General features: G+C 60.0%; 15 protein-coding genes, 1 rRNA gene and 1 pseudogene. 5 read left to right on the top strand and 12 right to left on the bottom strand.

All coding sequences use genetic code 11. The annotated features are described in order from the left end of the window. Nucleotides 1-339: 339 nt before the first annotated feature. From gltX to radA, 7 genes and pseudogenes are all read right to left on the bottom strand, one after another. Nucleotides 340-1,797, bottom strand: coding sequence for a glutamate--tRNA ligase (gene gltX / locus FE781_RS13840; RefSeq protein WP_138790222.1), 1,458 nt, complete (start codon nt 1,795-1,797; stop codon nt 340-342). Nucleotides 1,798-1,830: 33 nt separating this feature from the next. Further along, on the bottom strand, nt 1,831-2,316 hold the full coding sequence (gene ispF / locus FE781_RS17835) for a 2-C-methyl-D-erythritol 2,4-cyclodiphosphate synthase (RefSeq protein ID WP_246068178.1): 486 nt from the start codon (nt 2,314-2,316) through the stop codon (nt 1,831-1,833). Between the two features lie 45 nt (nt 2,317-2,361). Then, nucleotides 2,362-3,138: pseudogene (ispD, locus tag FE781_RS17840) on the bottom strand (2-C-methyl-D-erythritol 4-phosphate cytidylyltransferase); the annotation flags it as partial. 7 nt (nt 3,139-3,145) lie between these two features. Continuing rightward, nucleotides 3,146-4,216 (bottom strand): PIN/TRAM domain-containing protein, encoded by a 1,071-nt coding sequence (locus tag FE781_RS13850; RefSeq protein WP_138790224.1) that lies wholly within the window; start codon nt 4,214-4,216, stop codon nt 3,146-3,148. 276 nt (nt 4,217-4,492) lie between these two features. After that, the gene (pssA, locus tag FE781_RS13855; RefSeq protein WP_138790225.1) at nt 4,493-5,230 is read right to left on the bottom strand and encodes a CDP-diacylglycerol--serine O-phosphatidyltransferase; all 738 of its coding nucleotides are present in this window, start codon (nt 5,228-5,230) and stop codon (nt 4,493-4,495) included. A gap of 93 nt (nt 5,231-5,323) precedes the next feature. Beyond that, on the bottom strand, nt 5,324-6,418 hold the full coding sequence (gene disA / locus FE781_RS13860; RefSeq protein WP_138790226.1) for a DNA integrity scanning diadenylate cyclase DisA: 1,095 nt from the start codon (nt 6,416-6,418) through the stop codon (nt 5,324-5,326). Nucleotides 6,419-6,463: 45 nt separating this feature from the next. Continuing rightward, nucleotides 6,464-7,837 (bottom strand): DNA repair protein RadA, encoded by a 1,374-nt coding sequence (gene radA, locus FE781_RS13865; RefSeq protein ID WP_138790227.1) that lies wholly within the window; start codon nt 7,835-7,837, stop codon nt 6,464-6,466. Nucleotides 7,838-8,144: 307 nt separating this feature from the next. On the opposite strand from radA, the gene FE781_RS13870 reads away from it, so the two are divergent. The 5 genes from FE781_RS13870 to FE781_RS13890 all read left to right on the top strand — a co-directional run bounded on the left by FE781_RS13870 (nt 8,145) and on the right by FE781_RS13890 (nt 12,062). Beyond that, entirely contained in the window at nt 8,145-8,813 is a 669-nt protein-coding gene (locus FE781_RS13870; protein ID WP_138790228.1) for a chromate transporter, read from the top strand. 18 nt (nt 8,814-8,831) lie between these two features. Next, entirely contained in the window at nt 8,832-9,374 is a 543-nt protein-coding gene (locus tag FE781_RS13875) for a chromate transporter (RefSeq protein ID WP_138790229.1), read from the top strand. Nucleotides 9,375-9,406: 32 nt separating this feature from the next. Beyond that, the gene (locus tag FE781_RS13880; protein WP_246068175.1) at nt 9,407-10,609 is read left to right on the top strand and encodes an ROK family protein; all 1,203 of its coding nucleotides are present in this window, start codon (nt 9,407-9,409) and stop codon (nt 10,607-10,609) included. A gap of 212 nt (nt 10,610-10,821) precedes the next feature. After that, the gene (locus FE781_RS13885; RefSeq protein ID WP_138790241.1) at nt 10,822-11,325 is read left to right on the top strand and encodes an RNA polymerase sigma factor; all 504 of its coding nucleotides are present in this window, start codon (nt 10,822-10,824) and stop codon (nt 11,323-11,325) included. After that, complete coding sequence (locus FE781_RS13890) at nt 11,322-12,062, top strand: hypothetical protein (RefSeq protein ID WP_138790230.1); 741 nt, start codon at nt 11,322-11,324, stop codon at nt 12,060-12,062. Before FE781_RS13885 ends, FE781_RS13890 begins: the two co-directional genes overlap by 4 nt. Nucleotides 12,063-12,421: 359 nt before the next feature. Here the strand turns inward: FE781_RS13890 and clpC are convergent, their stop codons facing one another. From clpC to rrf, 5 genes are all read right to left on the bottom strand, one after another. Next, on the bottom strand, nt 12,422-14,875 hold the full coding sequence (gene clpC / locus FE781_RS13895) for an ATP-dependent protease ATP-binding subunit ClpC (protein ID WP_138790231.1): 2,454 nt from the start codon (nt 14,873-14,875) through the stop codon (nt 12,422-12,424). Between the two features lie 55 nt (nt 14,876-14,930). Beyond that, the gene (gene mcsB, locus FE781_RS13900) at nt 14,931-15,992 is read right to left on the bottom strand and encodes a protein-arginine kinase McsB (protein ID WP_138790232.1); all 1,062 of its coding nucleotides are present in this window, start codon (nt 15,990-15,992) and stop codon (nt 14,931-14,933) included. A gap of 15 nt (nt 15,993-16,007) precedes the next feature. Next, nucleotides 16,008-16,517 carry a protein-arginine kinase activator protein McsA gene (gene mcsA, locus FE781_RS13905; protein ID WP_138790233.1) on the bottom strand — a complete coding sequence of 170 codons (510 nt, stop codon included), beginning with the start codon at nt 16,515-16,517 and terminating at the stop codon, nt 16,008-16,010. Between the two features lie 25 nt (nt 16,518-16,542). After that, the gene (locus FE781_RS13910; protein ID WP_138790234.1) at nt 16,543-17,004 is read right to left on the bottom strand and encodes a CtsR family transcriptional regulator; all 462 of its coding nucleotides are present in this window, start codon (nt 17,002-17,004) and stop codon (nt 16,543-16,545) included. Between the two features lie 388 nt (nt 17,005-17,392). Next, nucleotides 17,393-17,499: ribosomal RNA gene (gene rrf, locus FE781_RS13915) — 5S ribosomal RNA — on the bottom strand; the annotation flags it as partial.

Here is a 17,499-nt window from a genome sequence, read left to right on the forward strand (position 1 = left end):
GCAGAGACGCTTATCCACGCGGTTCCACTCTGCTTGATCCGCCCCCCTGCAGGGTACGGACCCCCTTGAAAAGCCTTTAACGAGGCCACCCGGACCGTTCCACCTCGAATCCGCCCGGGACTTCCCCCGGCGTCGATTCGAACGGTCGGCTCCCAGGCGCATTTCCGCCGCGAACGGGACAGGCGCTCTCAGCCTCAGGCAGCCCTCTCTGGAATCCCGGATTCGCGCGTACTCTCCTGTTCGTCGCCGATCCTATTTGCTTGTAGTATACTCCAAACCGTACCCGGTTACAATGGGCTTGCCCGGCCGCTCCCGCCGCCGCTCGGCGGAAATGCCCGCTTACAGCCGCCGGCGAAGCCGCTCCGCGACGCGCTCCCGGCCCAACAGACAGATGGAGACGGCCAGATCGGGACCGTGCGTCTGACCCGTCAGCGCGACACGAATCGGCATAAACAGCGATTTCCCTTTGTGGCCGGTCTCCTTCTGCACTTGCTTGAGAGCCGCTTTGACGGCATCCGGCGTCCACTCCGCGGCCGATTCGACCTGCGCCAGCAGTCCGGCCAGCACAGCGGGCACTTGCTCCTCGCGCAGCACGGCGGCGGCTTCTTCGTTCTCCGGCTCCACTTCGTCGCGGAAGAACAGCTCGGACAGCGGCACGATCTCCGCCGCGTAACGAAGCTGGTCGCGGAACAGGCCGATCAGCATCTCCGCCCACGCGCGCTGCTCGCCGCTCAGCTCCTGCGGAAGCCGCCCGGCGCGCTGCAGATGCGGAATCGCCAGCTCGACGATGCGTCCCAGATCCGCCTGCTTCATGTAGTGGTTGTTCATCCAGTTCAGCTTATCCATGTCGAACACAGCCGGGCTCTTGGACACCCGGTCGAGGTCGAACTGCTCGATCAGGCTGGCCTTGTCGAATATTTCTTCCTCGCCCTTCGGAGACCAGCCGAGCAGCGCGATAAAGTTCATGACCGCTTCGGGCAAATAACCCAGATCGCGGTACTGCTCGATGAACTGGATGATCGATTCGTCACGCTTGCTCATCTTCTTGCGGTCCTGGTTCAGGATCAGCGCGAGATGCGCGAATTTCGGCGGCTGAACGCCCAGCGCCTCGTAGATCAGCAGTTGCCTCGGCGTGTTGGACAGATGCTCCTCGCCGCGGATGACATGCGTGATCTTCATCAGATGGTCGTCCAGCACGACGGCGAAGTTATACGTCGGAATGCCGTCCGGTCGCACGATGATAAAGTCGCCGATGCCGTCCGACTCGAACTCCACATGCTCGCGCACGAGATCGTCGAAGCCGATGACGCGCCCTTCGGGCACGCGGAACCGGATGGACGGCTTGCGCCCTTCGGCCTCGAACCGGGCGCGCTCCTCGGCGGTCAGATGCCGGCATCTGCCCGAGTAGCGGATCATCTCGCCCCGGGCTTCCTGCTCCGCGCGCTCCCGCTCCAGCTCCTCCTCCGTGCAATAGCAGTAGTACGCATGCCCGTCCGCCAGCAGCTTCTCCGTATACGGACGGTACAGATCCAGCCGTTCCGTCTGCCGGTACGGCGCGTAAGGCCCGCCGACATCGACGCTCTCGTCCCAGTCCAGCCCGAGCCAGCGGAGTCCCGCCAACTGGCTGTCCACGCCGGACTCCACATGTCTCGTCTGGTCGGTATCTTCGAACCGTATCACGAATTGGCCGCCATGCTTGCGCGCCATCAAATAATCGAACAACGCCGTCCGCGCCCCGCCGATGTGCAGATGCCCCGTCGGGCTCGGCGCGTAACGAACCCGCAATGCCGTCGTCATTGCCGTTCGCCCCCTCTATTCACGAAATAAACATCATGATAGCACAGCCTTGACAAGACAAACAACAGCCTGAGCGGCAATCCCTTCGCCCCGTCCCGTGAAGCCGAGACGCTCCGAAGTGGTCGCTTTGACATTCACCTGCGACACGTCCGCCTCCAGCGCTCCGGCGATCACTTCGGCCATCCGCGGGATATGCGGAGCCATCTTCGGCGCTTGCGCGATAATCGTCGCGTCCACGTTGCCCAGCCGGTACCCGCGCTCGCGGGCCAGCGACCAGCAGTGGCGCAGCAGCTTCACGCTGTCGGCGTCTTTGAACGCCGGATCGGTGTCGGGAAAATGCTTGCCGATATCGCCCAGCGCGAGCGCTCCCAGCACTGCATCCGCGATGGCGTGCAGCAGCACGTCCGCGTCGGAGTGGCCGAGCAGACCTTTCTCGTAAGGAATCTCCACGCCGCCGATGATGCACTTGCGGCCTTCCGTCAGTTGATGCACGTCAAATCCTTGTCCGATTCGTATCATATCCGTCTGGTTGCCTCCCTCTTCCCGCGAATTCCGGGCAATCTGCTCCGCCCATCGCAGGTCTTCCGGCGTCGTAATTTTGATGTTGTCGTAGCTTCCCCGCACGACCCGGACGCGCAGCCCCATGCGCTCCGCCAGCATCGCGTCGTCCGTCCCGACAAACGCTTCCCGCCGCGCCAGCTCGTGCGCCTTCAGCGCCGACGCGAACGGGAACGCCTGCGGCGTCTGAACCGCCCACAGGCGGGACCGGTCGGGCGTCTCCTCGATCAGGCCGCCGTTGCCGACCGCCTTGATCGTATCCTTGACCGGCACGGCCAGAACCGCCCCTTCCGCGCCTTCCCAGAGCGCCTCCAGCAACTTCCGGATGTCTTCCGCTTCCACGAACGGTCTGACGCCGTCGTGGATCAGCACCGTCTCCTCCGCCGCAACGCCCCGGCGGAGCAGCTCCTTGAGCCCCAGGTAGACCGACTCTTGGCGTTCCGCTCCCCCCTGCACGACCGCCGCGGTCTTGCCCGGCGCATGGGCGGCCGCCAGCTCCCGGCAGCGCTCCACATCGTCGCGCCCGGTCACGATGACGATCATCTCCGTCTCCGCCATCTCCGCGAACCGCTCCAGCGTATGACCCAGCACAGGCTTGCCCCGGAGCGGCAAATATTGCTTGCTCTCCGCCGTTCCCATGCGCGATCCGCGGCCCGCCGCCACGATCACCGCATGAAACCGGCTTCTGTTCTCGTTCATGTCGACCACCTCTCCGCCCTTCGCCGAACGTGCGCGGGCCCGGCTCCCCATGAAACAAGCCGGGCCCAGATCTATGTCTATCATACCTGTTTTACTGCGCTTTTTCCAATAATTTCGGTTTGGCGAAGATCATTCGGCCCGCGGACGTCTGCAGCACGCTGGTCACCATAACCTCGACGGTCGTGCCGATATAATCGCGACCGCCTTCCACGACGATCATCGTGCCGTCGTCGAGATAGGCGACGCCTTGACCATGCTCCTTGCCGTCCTTGATGACCTGCACGAGAATTTCTTCGCCCGGCAGCACAACCGGTTTCACGGCATTGGCCAAATCGTTGATATTCAGCACCGGCACGCCTTGCAGCTCGCACACCTTGTTCAGGTTGAAGTCGTTGGTGATGACCTTGCCCTTGAGCAGCTTGGCCAGTCTCACCAGCTTGCTGTCCACTTCGGAGCATTCCTCGAAATCGCCGTCGTAGATCAACACCTTCACGTCGAGCTCCTTCTGGATCTTGTTCAGGATATCGAGCCCCCGCCTTCCCCGGTTGCGCTTCAGCAAATCCGAAGAATCGGCGATATGCTGCAGTTCCTCCAGCACGAACTCGGGAATCACCAGCGTGCCCTCGATAAATCCGGTCTTGCAGATATCCGCAATCCGTCCGTCGATAATGACGCTCGTATCCAGGATTTTGTGATCTTCCCGCAACGTCTCATCATTGGATTTCGTCTGAAGACCGGGCCATACCGCCGTCAGCTCGTCCGACTTCGTCCGGCCCAGCCGGTAGCCTGCCGCTCCAAGACCCGCCGTCAGCGCAACCGCCATCACGGTGCCGACATCGCCCAGCCGAGTCAACGCCGGACAGACCAAAGCCGCGATGCCCAATCCAAGAATAAGTCCAGCCGCTCTGGCTGCGATCGCCGCCAAGGCCATATCCGCCATCGCCGTCTCCCAGACGCGAAGGCGCTTGCCGGCCGGCTCCACTCCCCACAGCGATGCCGCCAATCCGGCAGCCGCTCCGGCCAGTGCGAATAACCATGACGATTCGACCCGCAGATCCCCGTCCGACCAATTCCATAACAGAGCCGATACCGGCACGCTGGACAGCCAACCGATCCAAGCGCCGAAGGCCACCAATAAGACCTGTATCGTTCGCTTCAGCATTCTTTTCACCTCCATCGTTAGGAACCATGTCCCACTACCAGTATGAACCAATTCGGCCCGTGTTAATCGGGGGGCCCGGACAAATATGAGAAACCTTCTTCCTCCCCTCCGCCAAACAAAAACGGCTCGCCTTCCCCCGGGCCGAGGACTGGGAGCCGTTCTTCTTGTCCCTCGTACGGACTCGCGGCCAGCCGATAAAAAAAAAGCATTTATTCTCGCCGGCGTGGCCGAAAGAATAAATGCTTTTTATCCTCAAATGATTTACGCGGTATAAGATTAAGCTTGCCGGTTGATGCGGTCGTCCCGCTTGCGGCGATTGCGCCGGAACACATAAACGATCAGGACATCAACGTTTTTTTTTAGGCCCCAGAGCGCGTACAGCAAGAGCGGCACGAAAATCAGCCTGGACAGCGGGCCCGGATACTTAACCGCCAGCACGACGCAGACGACAAGCAGCAGCGGCAACACCCACAACGCTTTTTTGGAAAGGCCGATTTTCTTGAAGCTCGGATATTTGACGGTGCTAATCATCAGATACGACAACAGCAGCGTGCTGACGATCAGCAATACCGGCGAGTTGATTTGGGCTTCGAACAGAGCGAGCGTACAGAGAATGCCGCCCGCCGCCGGAATCGGCAGTCCGATAAAATATCCCGGAACCCCTTCGATGACATTGAACCGGGCCAGACGCAGCGCTCCGCAAATCGGGAAGATGGCGGTGACGATCCAAGCCGTGGGCGCGCTGGACAAATCCTGGAAGGCGACGACATACATGATAAACGCGGGGGCGACGCCGAAAGAGATCACGTCCGACAACGAATCGAGCTCTTTGCCGAATTCGCTCTGCGCGTTTAACGCGCGGGCGACCCTGCCGTCCAAGCCGTCCAGCAGCATGGCGACGATGACCATGATGGAGGCCAATTCGGCCTGCTCGGTAAAAGCCAATATAATCGCGACGATCCCCAAAAACAAATTCCCCACCGTAAACAGGTTCGGGATGGAATTGCGTATCATTTATGCGCCACCTCGCTCCATACTATTCCCAGCTTGATGCAGGCTATTCGGCATGTTCGTATTCGCTTCCCAACTTCATTGATTTTATGGGAATTAAATATGTCTGTCAATGAAGACTTGCTCCTGGATGCGGCGAAGCCCTTCCTGAATGGCTCTGGCGCGAACTTCCCCGATGCCGTCGACTTCGTCCAGTTCTTCGATCGACGCCCCGGCAATCATCGGAAGCTGGCCGAACCGCTCCACCAGATTGTGGATGATGACGGACGGCAGGCGCGGTATTTTATGCAGCAGCCGATACCCTCGTGGAGAGACCGACTCCTCCAGTACGGTTGCGGCATTCGGATAGCCGAGCAGCCGGATGATATGCAGCGGGTCCAGCAGTTCTTCCGAGCTCAGCTTCTTCAGGCCATGAATGATTTCCCTGATTTTGTCCTCCTGCGGATCGCGGCAGTAATCCTTCACCAGCAGGTACATGTCATGTCCGATATTGGAGACCAGCTCTTCCAGTTGCATATGGATCAGGCGGCCTTCGGTGCCGAGCTCGTGGATGTAGCGTTTGATCTCCATTTTGATCCGCTGCACCATCTCCACGCGCTGGATCACGTTGGCGACGTCGTGGAAGGTGACCACTTCTTCGAACTCCGAGGCGCCCAGGTTCGTAAACCCTTGGTCGGAGACCGCCTTGTATTTCTCAAGAGTCTGCAGCGCCTGATTCGCCTTGGTCAGAATCACCCCGATATCCTTCAGCGAGTAGCGCCAGTTCCCCTGATACAGCGTGATGACATTGCGCCGCTGCGAGATCGAGACGACCAGCTTGCCGGTCTGTTTGGCGACGCGTTCGGCCGTGCGGTGGCGGATGCCCGTCTCGACCGAAGGAATCGTGGGATCGGGGATCAACTGCGTATTGGCGAACAAAATGCGCTTCAAGTCCTCGCTGAGGATAATCGCCCCGTCCATTTTCGCCAGCTCATACAGGTGGTTGGCGGTAAAATCGCAATTGATCGAGAATCCCCCGTCGACCAGATCCATCACTTCCTGGCTGTAGCCGACCACGATCAGAGCGCCCGTCTTGGCCCTCAGCACGTTCTCCAGGCCATCGCGGAACGGCGTGCCGGGCGCCACCAACTGCAGCACCTGATTCATAATTTGTTGCGACTGCTCTTCTTTGTCGCGATGCTGCTCTCGCATTTCATGAGTTCCCCCCGTATCTATATAAATCCGGCCCTTTTGGTTTTAGTCCAAGGCCGCTTTTAACGCTTCGCCTACGTCATCGACGCCGATGACCTCGATGCCGGCCGGCGGCGTCCAGCCCTTGAGCGAACGGTTCGGGAGAATCACGCGCCGGAATCCGAGCTTTAGCGCCTCGCGCACGCGCTGATCCACCCGGGACACGGACCGCACCTCCCCCGTCAAGCCGACCTCGCCGATCACCACGTCGAACGGCGACGTAGGCCGATCCCGGAAGCTGGAAGCGACGCTTATCGCCACGCCCAGATCGATCGCCGGCTCGTCAAGCTTGACGCCGCCGGCGACGTTCAGATACGCGTCCTGATTTTGCAGAACGAGGCCGACCCGCTTCTCCAGCACCGCCATAATCAGCGTAAGCCGGTTGTAGTCGATGCCGGTGGCCATGCGGCGGGGGCTCGGAAAATTGGTCGGCGACACCAGCGCCTGGAGCTCGACGAGCATCGGGCGCGTCCCCTCCATGCTGGCCACGACGACGGAGCCCGCGACCCCTTTGGGCCGTTCGTTCAAAAACAGCTCCGAAGGATTGGCGACCTCCCGCAAGCCTTCCTCCCGCATCTCGAATATGCCGATCTCGTTGGTGGAGCCGAAGCGGTTTTTCACCGCCCGAAGCACCCGATACGTATGATGCCGTTCCCCTTCGAAATAAAGCACGCAGTCGACCATGTGCTCCAGCAGGCGAGGGCCCGCGATCGCGCCTTCCTTCGTGACGTGGCCGACAAGCACCGTGGCGATGTCCCGGACCTTGGCGATCCGCATAAAGTGGCCCGTGCACTCCCTCACTTGCGCCACGCTTCCCGGAGCGGAAGTCACCGCGGGATGGTACACGGTCTGGATCGAATCCATGATCAGGACATGCGGCTCAATCTGGAGAATCGCTTCTTCGATCAGCTCCAGATTCGTCTCGCACAACACGTAGAGCCGCTCCGACAAAGCGCCGAGACGATCGGCGCGAAGCTTCGTCTGGCGGACGGATTCCTCGCCGGACACATAGAGCACCCGCAACTGCTGCCGGGTCAGCGAATGCGACATCTGCAGCAGCAGCGTCGACTTGCCGATGCCCGGATCGCCTCCCACAAGCACGAGAGAGCCCGGTACGAGACCTCCGCCCAACACGCGGTTCAGCTCGTCCATGCCGGAATGAATCCGGGGCTCCTGCACACTTTCTATGTGTATGATCGGAAGCGGCTTTTCTTTCGCCGAGGATAAAGCCGATTCGAACGAACGGCCTTTTCCCGGCCGCTCGCGGTCCACTTCCTCCACCATCGTATTCCATGCCTGGCAGCCCGGGCATCTCCCGAACCATTTCGGCGAATCGTATCCGCATTCCTGACAGACAAATTTCGTTTTCGTTTTGGCCATGATGTTCCGCCTTTAGGGTACCGGCCGCAGCCGGCAAATCGCTATCCCTAATTCTACCATGGGCGGGCGACCGTAGGAAAGGGCACATCGCATTACCTTTAATATCGTCCGGAAGGGGCTTCAAAATGAAGAATCGCGGGAGCAAATTATTTTTTGTTCGGACAAAAGGGCAGTCAATCATAGTAATCCGACAAGCATTTTTACGTATAAACGATTATTTGACGGGGGATCAAAATAACTTAATTCCATTTTGGTTAAAAGTATCGTACGATTAAAGCAACAAGCTGTAACAGGATGTGACCGCACCATGAAAAACCGCAATCGGCCGCCCCTCTTCGACATCCGTCTGTTGGCCGCCTTGTTTCTCAGCTTTCTGCGGATCGGCCCCGCCACCTTCGGGGGAGGTTATGCCGTCGTGCCCCTGATCGAACGCGAAGTCGTCGGGAAGCGCAAGTGGCTGGAAGGGCGCGATCTGGCGGACATGCTCGCGATTGCCGGCGCGGCGCCCGGCGCGATGGGCATCAATTCCGCGATGCTGATCGGTTACCGGGTGGCCGGTGCGGCCGGGGCCGTCTCCGCCCTGCTGGGCATTTTGCTGCCGACCTTTCTGATCGTGCTCGGGTTGTTTGTTTTTTTCCTGCATGTTCAGGATCACCCGAAAGTGCAAGCCGCATTCGTCTCCATTCGCGCCACGATCGTGGCTTTGATCGTATACGCCTGCTATAAAATCGGACGGACCGCCTTGGTCGATGCGGCAACCTGGCTGATCGCCGGAGCCACCGTCCTGGCGCTCCTGCTGGCGGGCTGGTCGCCGTTCGTCGTCATCCTGGGCGGGGGGGCCGCCGGCCTCGTCTACGCCTCCGTCCTTCGCAAGCTGGGACGTTTCAAGCCGGAATGGCCCCAATCGAAAGCGGAGGCCCAATCCGCCCCGAGCGAATATGTCTATCCCGATTACTTCATCGGCAGCGGCATCTGAGAACGGAGGGATGAACCCATGATTCACTGGCTGCTGTTCTGGACGTTTCTTCGGATCGGTTTCGTCTCCTTCGGCGGTGGGTATGCGCTGCTGCCTCTAATTCGGCAGGAGGCGGTCGAGCGTCACGGCTGGCTGACGGCCGGCGAATTCACCGATTTGGTCGGGGTCGCCGCCCTCTCGCCGGGACCGCTCGCGACCAACGGCGCAATCGCCGTCGGCTACGCCCAAGCGGGCTGGACAGGCGCGGCGGCCGCAGCCGCCGGAATGGTGCTGCCCTCGCTGCTGTTGATGCTGCTGGCGGGGGCCTTCTATTACCGTCTGCGGCAGCATGCTCTTGTTTCGTCCGCGCTATACGGCTTGCGGGCCGTCACGACCGGATTGATCGCTTACGCCGCAATCGCCTTCGCCGGACAAATCGGCCTGACTCCGGCCTTTTCCTGGCAGATGTTCGTTCAAATCGCGATATTCGCCGGTTCGTTATGCGCACTTCTGATCTTCCGTATCCATCCTATTTATGTCATACTTGTCTCAGGATTGTTCGGGGTCGCCGTATACGGATAACCGGCGGCGCCCTCCCGGGAGAGTGAACAGACGTGAAGATCGAAGAACGACTGTCCAATCGCAAGGCCAAAGACGTGATGGATTGGATGCTTCGGCACCGATCCTTGTCCAAACTCGACCTGAAGGATTTGACCGGGCTGCCTGGAAGCACGCTGACGCGGATATTGGAAGAGCTGACGGCCATCGGCTTGTTGCAGGAGCACGGATACGGAGAGTCCACGGGCGGTCGGCCGCCCGTTTTGTTTCGGGTTAATCCCGAGTATGCTTATGTGTTCGGTGTGGACATTTCCCGATCCGCGACAAGGCTTGTCCTGGCGGACATGCATCTCAACAAGCTGGAGTCGCATGTCTGGACGATGAATGACACGCTCACTCCCGACAAGCTGATCGGGCAGATTGCGGATATTGCTTCCGGCTGGATGCGCGAACGGAAGCTGGGCCGGGATCGCGTGCTGGGCGTCGGCGTCGGCGCGGTCGGGCCTCTAGACCGCGTCAGCGGCGTACTCGGGAACCCGCGGCATTTCCCATCGCCGGGTTGGGAAGGCCTGCCCATCGTGCGGATGCTGGAGGAGCGGCTTCAACTGCCCGTCGTGCTCGACAACGGCGCGAATATGGCGCTGCTCGGGGAATATTTCGGAGATCCTTCGCCGCGTCTGGAGCATTATTTGTATCTGCATGTGGCCGTGGGAATCCGTTCGGCCATGATGTCGGGCGGCGAGCTCGTGTACGGGGCGGTCGATATGGAAGGCGCGGTCGGCCAGATGATTATCGAGGCGGACGGACGGCGGCCGCCGGACGGACAAGGCAACTTCGGCAGCCTGGAGACCTACGTCTCCACGCAGGCGCTGGAGGCCGCGGCCCGCTCCGCCCTGAAGCAAGGCAGGCGCACCCTGCTGACCGAGCTCGTGGACGATCCCGACCGTCTCGCCTATTCGCATCTCGAAGAAGCGCTGAGGGCGGGTGACGAGCTCGCGCGCGAACTGTTCTCGCAAAGCGCCGTTTATTTCGGCATCGGACTGGCGAATCTGCTGAACATCCTGCACCCGCAAAAGGTGATTTTCGGCGGGACGCTGCTGACGAACAACCCGCAGTTCATCGAACAAGCGGTCGAGGTGGCGAAGCAGAAAACCTACCATTATCCCGCCTATCAGGTGGAATTCAGCACGGGCAAGCTCGGAGAGGATGCCGTCGCACTCGGCGCCGTGGCTGCGGTACAGCGGCGATTGACGTTGTGACCCGGTCTGTTCGGAAGCTTCGTTTCCCCGGTTTAAGGGGAACGGAGCTTTTTTTCTCCATCGTCCCAAATAAAGGGAACGGCGATGCGGGAAGCGGCGTCTAATGGATGGAGGTGACCGCTTTGGACTTGGAACTTCAAACCCGGAGACAGCCATCCCGCGACCCTGCCTGCACGGCCACGGACGAGGAGCATTGGCGTTACCTGTCCGCGATGAACGGCGACGCGCTCCGCGAACTCATGCTGGCGTACGGCCAAGAGGTATGGAACTGCGCCTTCTTCCTGATGCGGAGGCCCGAAATGGCGGACGACATTACGCAGGATGTCTTTCTCAAGGTGTACCGGAGCATCGGCTCCTTCCAAGGGAAACCCTCCGTCAAAACGTGGCTTCTGGCGATTACGAGAAACACCGTCGCGAGCGACCGCCGCTCCGCGTTCATCCGGAAGGCGATTCTGATGGATAGGGTGATCCCTAACCGACATTCGCCCTCCGCCGAGCAAGGCGCTCTGGAGAATGCGCTTCGGGACGACATCTGGGGACTTGTGCTCCGGCTTCCGGTCAAATACCGGGAAGTCCTGATTCTCGACGCCCGATACGAATGGAACAACCGGGAGATTGCGGACATGTTGGGGATCTCGGAAGGCACGGTCAAATCCCGGTTCTCGCGGGCGTGCGGCAAAATATCCGACATGTGGAAGGAGGAGTCCGAGCGATGAGCAAGCAAGAACCGGCATGGTACGAGCGTTTGAAGGGAGATCTCCCCCCCGGAAAAACGCTGCCGATCAAGCTCGTCCGCCAAATCGAACGCAAAGCGGCAGAACTGGATGCCCGGCCTGCCCGGAAACGGCCGGCTTGGCTGCTCCCGGTTCTGTCGGCGGCCGCGCTGGCGGTGTGCCTGTTCGCAGCCGTCCTGATTCCCGAGCGGTGGCGGCCGAATTCCGGCATCGCGGGACCTGCGGCTACCGCCGTTCCGAACCCGTTTGCGCCGTTCGCTAATCGCGGCGAAGCAGGGGGATGGGAGCTCTCCGCCGAACAGGCGCAGCGTTATAACGCCTTCAAGGCCGATAAGGACGATGAAAAGCTCCGGGGGCTGCAGCCGATCGATTTGTTCCTCTTCTACGTGAACGCCTCCCTCGACGGCGACTACGACACGCTGTACGCTCTGTATATTCAGGGAAAAGAGGCGGCAACGCCTCCGCGGGAAGAGTTTCTGTCCGAAATCGCCAACGATCCGGACGGAGCGAAGCGGGCTCAAGACCAATGGGAGCAATGGAAGCGGACGTACCGGCTCGACCAGCGGATCGACGGGGATTCCGCGTTAATCGTGCTCACTCCCGAAGGAAGCTCCCCGCAAGCGGGTTCCGGTTTATCGATTCGGGAAGATCAAAAAGGGTTCGGCTTGACCAAAAACGAATCCGGGATCTGGAAAGTAAACTGGCTGCCGATGCAGTAGCCGGCGGTCCGCAGATCCGCCATTGAAACAAATGGAGCTGTCTCAGCAGGTTGTGAACGAATCTGGAGAGACAGCTTTGTATTTGGCTCCGGAACGAAAAAATGTCCGGAGAGCGTATCGGCCATGTGCAAGAGCAGCATTGGGCCAGGGGATGGTTGCCGTATCTGATAGAGAATATCATGAACGCGGCCGTGCCGCGGCTTCCGCATTTGCATAGCGATACAAAATATCGCTGTCGCCGGGAAATAAGCGAAAAAAGCCTTGCACAAAAAGCGGGAAAATAGACCGGAAGCAAGAAATGGCGACGCACGGGTATCCCCCATGCACCGCCATTTCTTTCAAATGCCGTTCGAAGGCTCTCAGACTTGCTCTTGCGCCGCCTTCGCCTCTTCGTTCTTCAGCACGACCAGCTCGCCGTCCTTCTCGTCGATCAGCACCGAATCGCCTTTGGCGATGTTGCCTTTCAGCAGTTCTTCGGACAGACGGTCCTCGATGTGCTTCTGGATCGCCCGGCGCAGCGGACGCGCGCCGAAGGCCGGGTCGAAGCCGACTTTCGCGAGGAACGCTTTGGCGCTGTCGCTGAGGCGGAACTCCACGTCTTGTTCTTTCAGCCGTTTGTTCAACTCGTCGGACATCAGCGACACGATCTGGGCGATATGCTCTTCCTCCAGCGAGTGGAACACGATGATCTCGTCGATCCGGTTCAGGAACTCCGGACGGAAGCTTTTCTTGAGCTCGTTCATCACTTTGTCCTTCATGTTGTTGTAGTCGCGTCCGGCATCCTGCATGGCGGTGAAGCCCAGCGAGGAATTGCGCTTGATCATGTCCGCGCCGACGTTGGACGTCATGATGATCAGCGTGTTGCGGAAGTCGACCGTGCGGCCCTTGGAGTCGGTCAGCCGGCCGTCCTCCAGCACTTGCAGCAGGATGTTGAACACTTCCGGATGCGCCTTCTCGACTTCGTCCAGCAGCACGACGGAGTACGGTTTACGGCGGACTTTCTCGGTCAATTGGCCGCCTTCTTCATAACCGACATATCCGGGGGGCGCTCCGACGAGGCGGGAGGTGGAGTGTTTCTCCATATATTCCGACATGTCGATGCGGATGACCGCGTTCTCGTCGCCGAACATCGCTTCCGCCAGCGCGCGGGCCAGCTCGGTTTTGCCGACGCCCGTCGGGCCCAGGAAGATAAACGATCCCATCGGCCGCTTCGGATCTTTCAGCCCCGCGCGGGCCCGGCGGATCGCCCGGCTGACCGCTTTGACCGCTTCATCTTGTCCGATCACGCGGCTGTGGAGAATCTCCTCCATCTTAAGCAGCCGTTCCGTCTCTTCTTCCTTCAGCTTCACGACCGGGATGCCGGTCCAGCTTGCGACGACATGCGCGATATCTTCCGGCGTAACCGCACAGTCGGAACGGCCTTGTTTTTCCTTCCACTCGTTTTTCGTGCGCTCGAGCTCTTCGCGCAGTTTCTGCTCGGTGTCGCGCAGGCTGGCCGCTTTTTCGAACTCCTGGCTCTGAACGGCGGAATCCTTCTCCTTGCGGATATCCTCCAGCTTGTTCTCCAGTTCCTTCAAGTTCGGCGGCACCGTGAACGAATTCAGCCGCACCTTGGAGCAAGCTTCGTCGATCAGGTCGATCGCCTTGTCCGGAAGGAACCGGTCGGTAATATAACGGTCGGACAGCTTCACCGCCTGCTCGATTGCTTCGTCCGTAATTTTCACGCGGTGATGCGCTTCGTAACGGTCGCGCAGCCCGTGCAAAATCTGGATCGCTTCCTCCGGCGTCGGCTGATCGACCGTGATCGGCTGGAACCGGCGTTCCAGCGCGGCGTCCTTCTCGATATACTTGCGGTATTCGTCCAGCGTCGTAGCGCCGATGCACTGGAGCTCGCCGCGCGCCAGCGCCGGCTTCAGAATGTTCGACGCGTCGATCGCGCCCTCCGCGCCGCCCGCGCCGATCAGCGTATGCAGCTCATCGATAAACAGGATGATGTTGCCCGCCGCGCGAATCTCATCCATGATTTTTTTCAAGCGGTCCTCGAACTCGCCGCGATACTTCGTGCCCGCCACGACGGAGCCCATATCCAGCGTCATGACGCGTTTGTCGCGAAGCGTCTCCGGAATCTCGTTGTTGACGATCTTCTGGGCCAGCCCTTCCGCGATGGCCGTTTTGCCGACGCCGGGCTCCCCGATCAGCACCGGATTGTTTTTCGTCCGGCGGCTCAACACCTGGATGACGCGTTCGATCTCCTTCGAACGGCCGATGACCGGATCGAGGTTGCCGTCCTTCGCCGCAGCCGTCAAGTCGCGCGCCAGTCCGTCCAGCGTCGGCGTGCTTACGTTGGCGGGAGCCCCGTGATTCGACGATACCGCCTCGTTGGAGCCGAGCAGCTGCAGCACTTGCTGGCGGGCTTTATTAAGGCTGATGCCCAAGTTGTTCAGCACGCGCGCCGCAACGCCCTCGCCTTCGCGGATCAGACCCAGCAGAATATGCTCCGTGCCGACGTACGTATGGCCGAGCTTGCGGGCTTCGTCCATGGACAGCTCGATCACTTTTTTGGCGCGGGGCGTATACGCAATGTTCGTCGGCTGCTCCTGTCCGCGTCCGATCAGCGACTCGACCTCGTCCTGAATTTTCTCCAGACCGAGCCCCAGCGCCACCAGCGCCTTGGCGGCAATGCCGTCTCCTTCCCGAATCAGACCCAGCAGGATATGCTCCGTGCCGATATTGTTGTGGCCGAGGCGAACTGCTTCCTCCTGCGCCAATGCGAGCACTTTTTGCGCCCGTTCCGTGAACCGTCCAAACATCATATGCGAACACCTCCGCGTTGGATTTCGTTTATCCTCATCCGATGAGCCCTGCTCATCACCGTGCCGGATTCAACCGCTGGCGGATCATCTCCGCCCGCCGGATATCCCGGTCCTCCGGGGTCAGCTTCTCCCCGGACGCCATCTGCAGAAAACCGGGCTGCGTCACGACCGTCAGCTCGTTCAGCATTTGGGGGCTTACCGTCTGGATCAATCCCAGATCGACACCCAGCCGCACATCGGACAGCCGCTGGGCCGCTTCTTTGGAATCGATGACCGCCGCGTGGCACAAGATGCCGTACGACCGGCTGATCCGGTCGAGCAGCCGCACCCTCGACTCCTGCATGAGCTTATGGCGGGCCGCCCTTTCATGCTCCATCAGTTGCCGGGTCACGTTATGAAGATTGTCGATGATCTCCTCTTCCGTCTGACCGAGCGTGATCTGATTGGACACCTGGAACAGATTGCCCGTCGCCTCGCTGCCCTCGCCGTAGATGCCCCGCACCGCCAGCCCCACTTGCGTGATTGCGTTCAGGATGCGGTTCATCTGCTGTGTGATAACAAGCGCCGGCAGATGCATCATCACCGAAGCGCGGATACCGGTGCCGACGTTCGTCGGGCAACTGGTTAAATAACCCTTTTTCTCATCATACGCATATTCCAGCCGGGATTCAAACCAATCGTCGATGCGGTTGGCCAATTCCCACGTTTCCTTCAACTGAAAACCGGGCTTGAGGCATTGAATGCGCAGATGGTCTTCTTCGTTCACCATGATGCTGACCGCTTCGTTCGCGCTCAGGATGACGGCGCCGCCGCGCGATTCGTTCGCCAGCGCCGGACTGATCAGATGCTTCTCGACCAACACCCGTTTCTGCAGGTCGCTGAGCTGGTCGAGCGACAAAAACTCGTACTCGCCGAGCTGCTGCTGCCCGTCCGCCGCCACAACCTGCCGGACCAAATCCTGCACCTCGCGCGCCTGCTGATTCGTCGCCAGCAATGGGAACGGATGCGACCTGATGTTACGGGCAATCCGCACCCGGCTGCTGATCACGATATCCGGCTCCGGGCCGCCGCCCTTCATCCAGTCGCTGAGCGCCTCCCGAAAAAACCGTTCGTTCATAACGCTCCCTCCCGCTTATGCTTCGTTCAGATTGCGTTCAAGCTCGCGAATGCGGTCCCTTAGCTGCGCCGCCGCTTCGAATTCCTCCCGCTCGATGCGCAGTTGAAGCTCCCGCTTCATCGATTCCAGCTCGCGCTTGTACTTGAGCAGTCCGCCCGTCCGCTTGGGCACTTTGCCGACGTGAACCGTATTGCCGTGAACCCGGCGGAACAGCGGGTCAAGCCGGTCTGCGAAATACGTATAACAAGAGCTGCAGCCGAAGCGGCCGAGCTTGCTGAACTGACTGTAGGTCAGCCCGCAGTTTTCGCACCGCGGAGGCGGCGTCGGCTTCGCTCCGCCTGCCGATTCGAAATTCAGCAGTCCTGACAACAGGTTATGAATCGAGAACCCGTTTGGCGTCCCGGGGATCATATCCCCTTTCTCCCGCGCGCACGATTCGCAGATGTGAAACTCCGTCTTCTCGCCGCCGATGATCTTCGTGAAATGAAGCGTCGCCGGACGTTTGCCGCATTCTTGACAAAGCATCCTCGAATCCCTCCTCCGCCTTCGGCTATTTGCTGAGTAGCGCAGTGAGCATCGCCCGGAACAGCCGGGCCCTGACCTGATCCCGCAAGGGGAGCTTGAGCTGCAGCGTATCTCTTGACAACGCCGCCTTCATCATCTGGGCTTCGCGTTCGCTGAGGAACTTCTGCTCGGCCAATCGGCTGATCAAGCCTTCGGCTGTCGGCTGATCGACTGAATCTTGAATAAGACTGAACAAATGACCCTTGAGCCCGTCCGTCGGAGGAAGTTCGACTTTCTGGATGCGGACATAGCCGCCGCCGCCGCGCTTGCTCTCGACGATGTACCCCTTCTCGACGGTGAATCGGGTGCCGATGACATAATTGATCTGCGACGGAACGCACTGGAATTGATCGGCCAATTCATTGCGTTGGATTTCGATTGTGCCGTTCGGACTGTTCTGCAAAATGTACTTCAAATGCTGCTCGATCAAATCCGAAATATTGCGCACCACTTCACCCCTCCGTCCGAAAAACGGTCCTCAGTCCCGGTCCCCGTCTCCTTGACGAGACGGATATTCGTCTTGTAACGTTTTGGAGACGTGTCCCGGTCCTGACTTTGACTTTCTTTGACCTTAACCATATTATAGCTCATCGTCTGAAAATTGCAAGCGGCCTTTATGCGTTTCCGCTGCGAAATTTTCGCGCGGCGGGATCATTTCGGCCGTCTGCGCGCGGAAGTTTCGGCCATCCTGCGGCCGCGCGTTTGAATCGAAGCTTTTCTTATTGTAGGGCCAATGCCGGGCGAAATATACGCGCCTCATCCCGCGGGTTGCCCTCTTCGTTTCAGTCGAATAAAAAAGCGAGCCCCCCGCTCATACGAGCTGAGGACTCGCTATCGCTTGGCAGCGTCCTACTCTCCCAGGACCCTTCGGTCCAAGTACCATCGGCGCTGGAGGGCTTAACGGTCGTGTTCGGGATGGGTACGCGTGGTTCCCCTCCGCCAT

Source organism: Paenibacillus thermoaerophilus (genome assembly GCF_005938195.1).
GTDB classification, from domain to species: Bacteria; Bacillota; Bacilli; order Paenibacillales; family Reconciliibacillaceae; genus Paenibacillus_W; species Paenibacillus_W thermoaerophilus.

Bases quoted from the DNA above. Each gene is read 5' to 3' on its own strand.
- gltX (WP_138790222.1), bottom strand. From the start codon at position 1,797: ATGACGACGGCATTGCGGGTTCGTTACGCGCCGAGCCCGACGGGGCAT.
- ispF (WP_246068178.1), bottom strand. From the start codon at position 2,316: ATGATACGAATCGGACAAGGATTTGACGTGCATCAACTGACGGAAGGC.
- FE781_RS13850 (WP_138790224.1), bottom strand. From the start codon at position 4,216: ATGCTGAAGCGAACGATACAGGTCTTATTGGTGGCCTTCGGCGCTTGG.
- pssA (WP_138790225.1), bottom strand. From the start codon at position 5,230: ATGATACGCAATTCCATCCCGAACCTGTTTACGGTGGGGAATTTGTTT.
- disA (WP_138790226.1), bottom strand. From the start codon at position 6,418: ATGCGAGAGCAGCATCGCGACAAAGAAGAGCAGTCGCAACAAATTATG.
- radA (WP_138790227.1), bottom strand. From the start codon at position 7,837: ATGGCCAAAACGAAAACGAAATTTGTCTGTCAGGAATGCGGATACGAT.
- FE781_RS13870 (WP_138790228.1), top strand. From the start codon at position 8,145: ATGAAAAACCGCAATCGGCCGCCCCTCTTCGACATCCGTCTGTTGGCC.
- FE781_RS13875 (WP_138790229.1), top strand. From the start codon at position 8,832: ATGATTCACTGGCTGCTGTTCTGGACGTTTCTTCGGATCGGTTTCGTC.
- FE781_RS13885 (WP_138790241.1), top strand. From the start codon at position 10,822: ATGAACGGCGACGCGCTCCGCGAACTCATGCTGGCGTACGGCCAAGAG.
- FE781_RS13890 (WP_138790230.1), top strand. From the start codon at position 11,322: ATGAGCAAGCAAGAACCGGCATGGTACGAGCGTTTGAAGGGAGATCTC.
- clpC (WP_138790231.1), bottom strand. From the start codon at position 14,875: ATGATGTTTGGACGGTTCACGGAACGGGCGCAAAAAGTGCTCGCATTG.
- mcsB (WP_138790232.1), bottom strand. From the start codon at position 15,992: ATGAACGAACGGTTTTTTCGGGAGGCGCTCAGCGACTGGATGAAGGGC.
- mcsA (WP_138790233.1), bottom strand. From the start codon at position 16,517: ATGCTTTGTCAAGAATGCGGCAAACGTCCGGCGACGCTTCATTTCACG.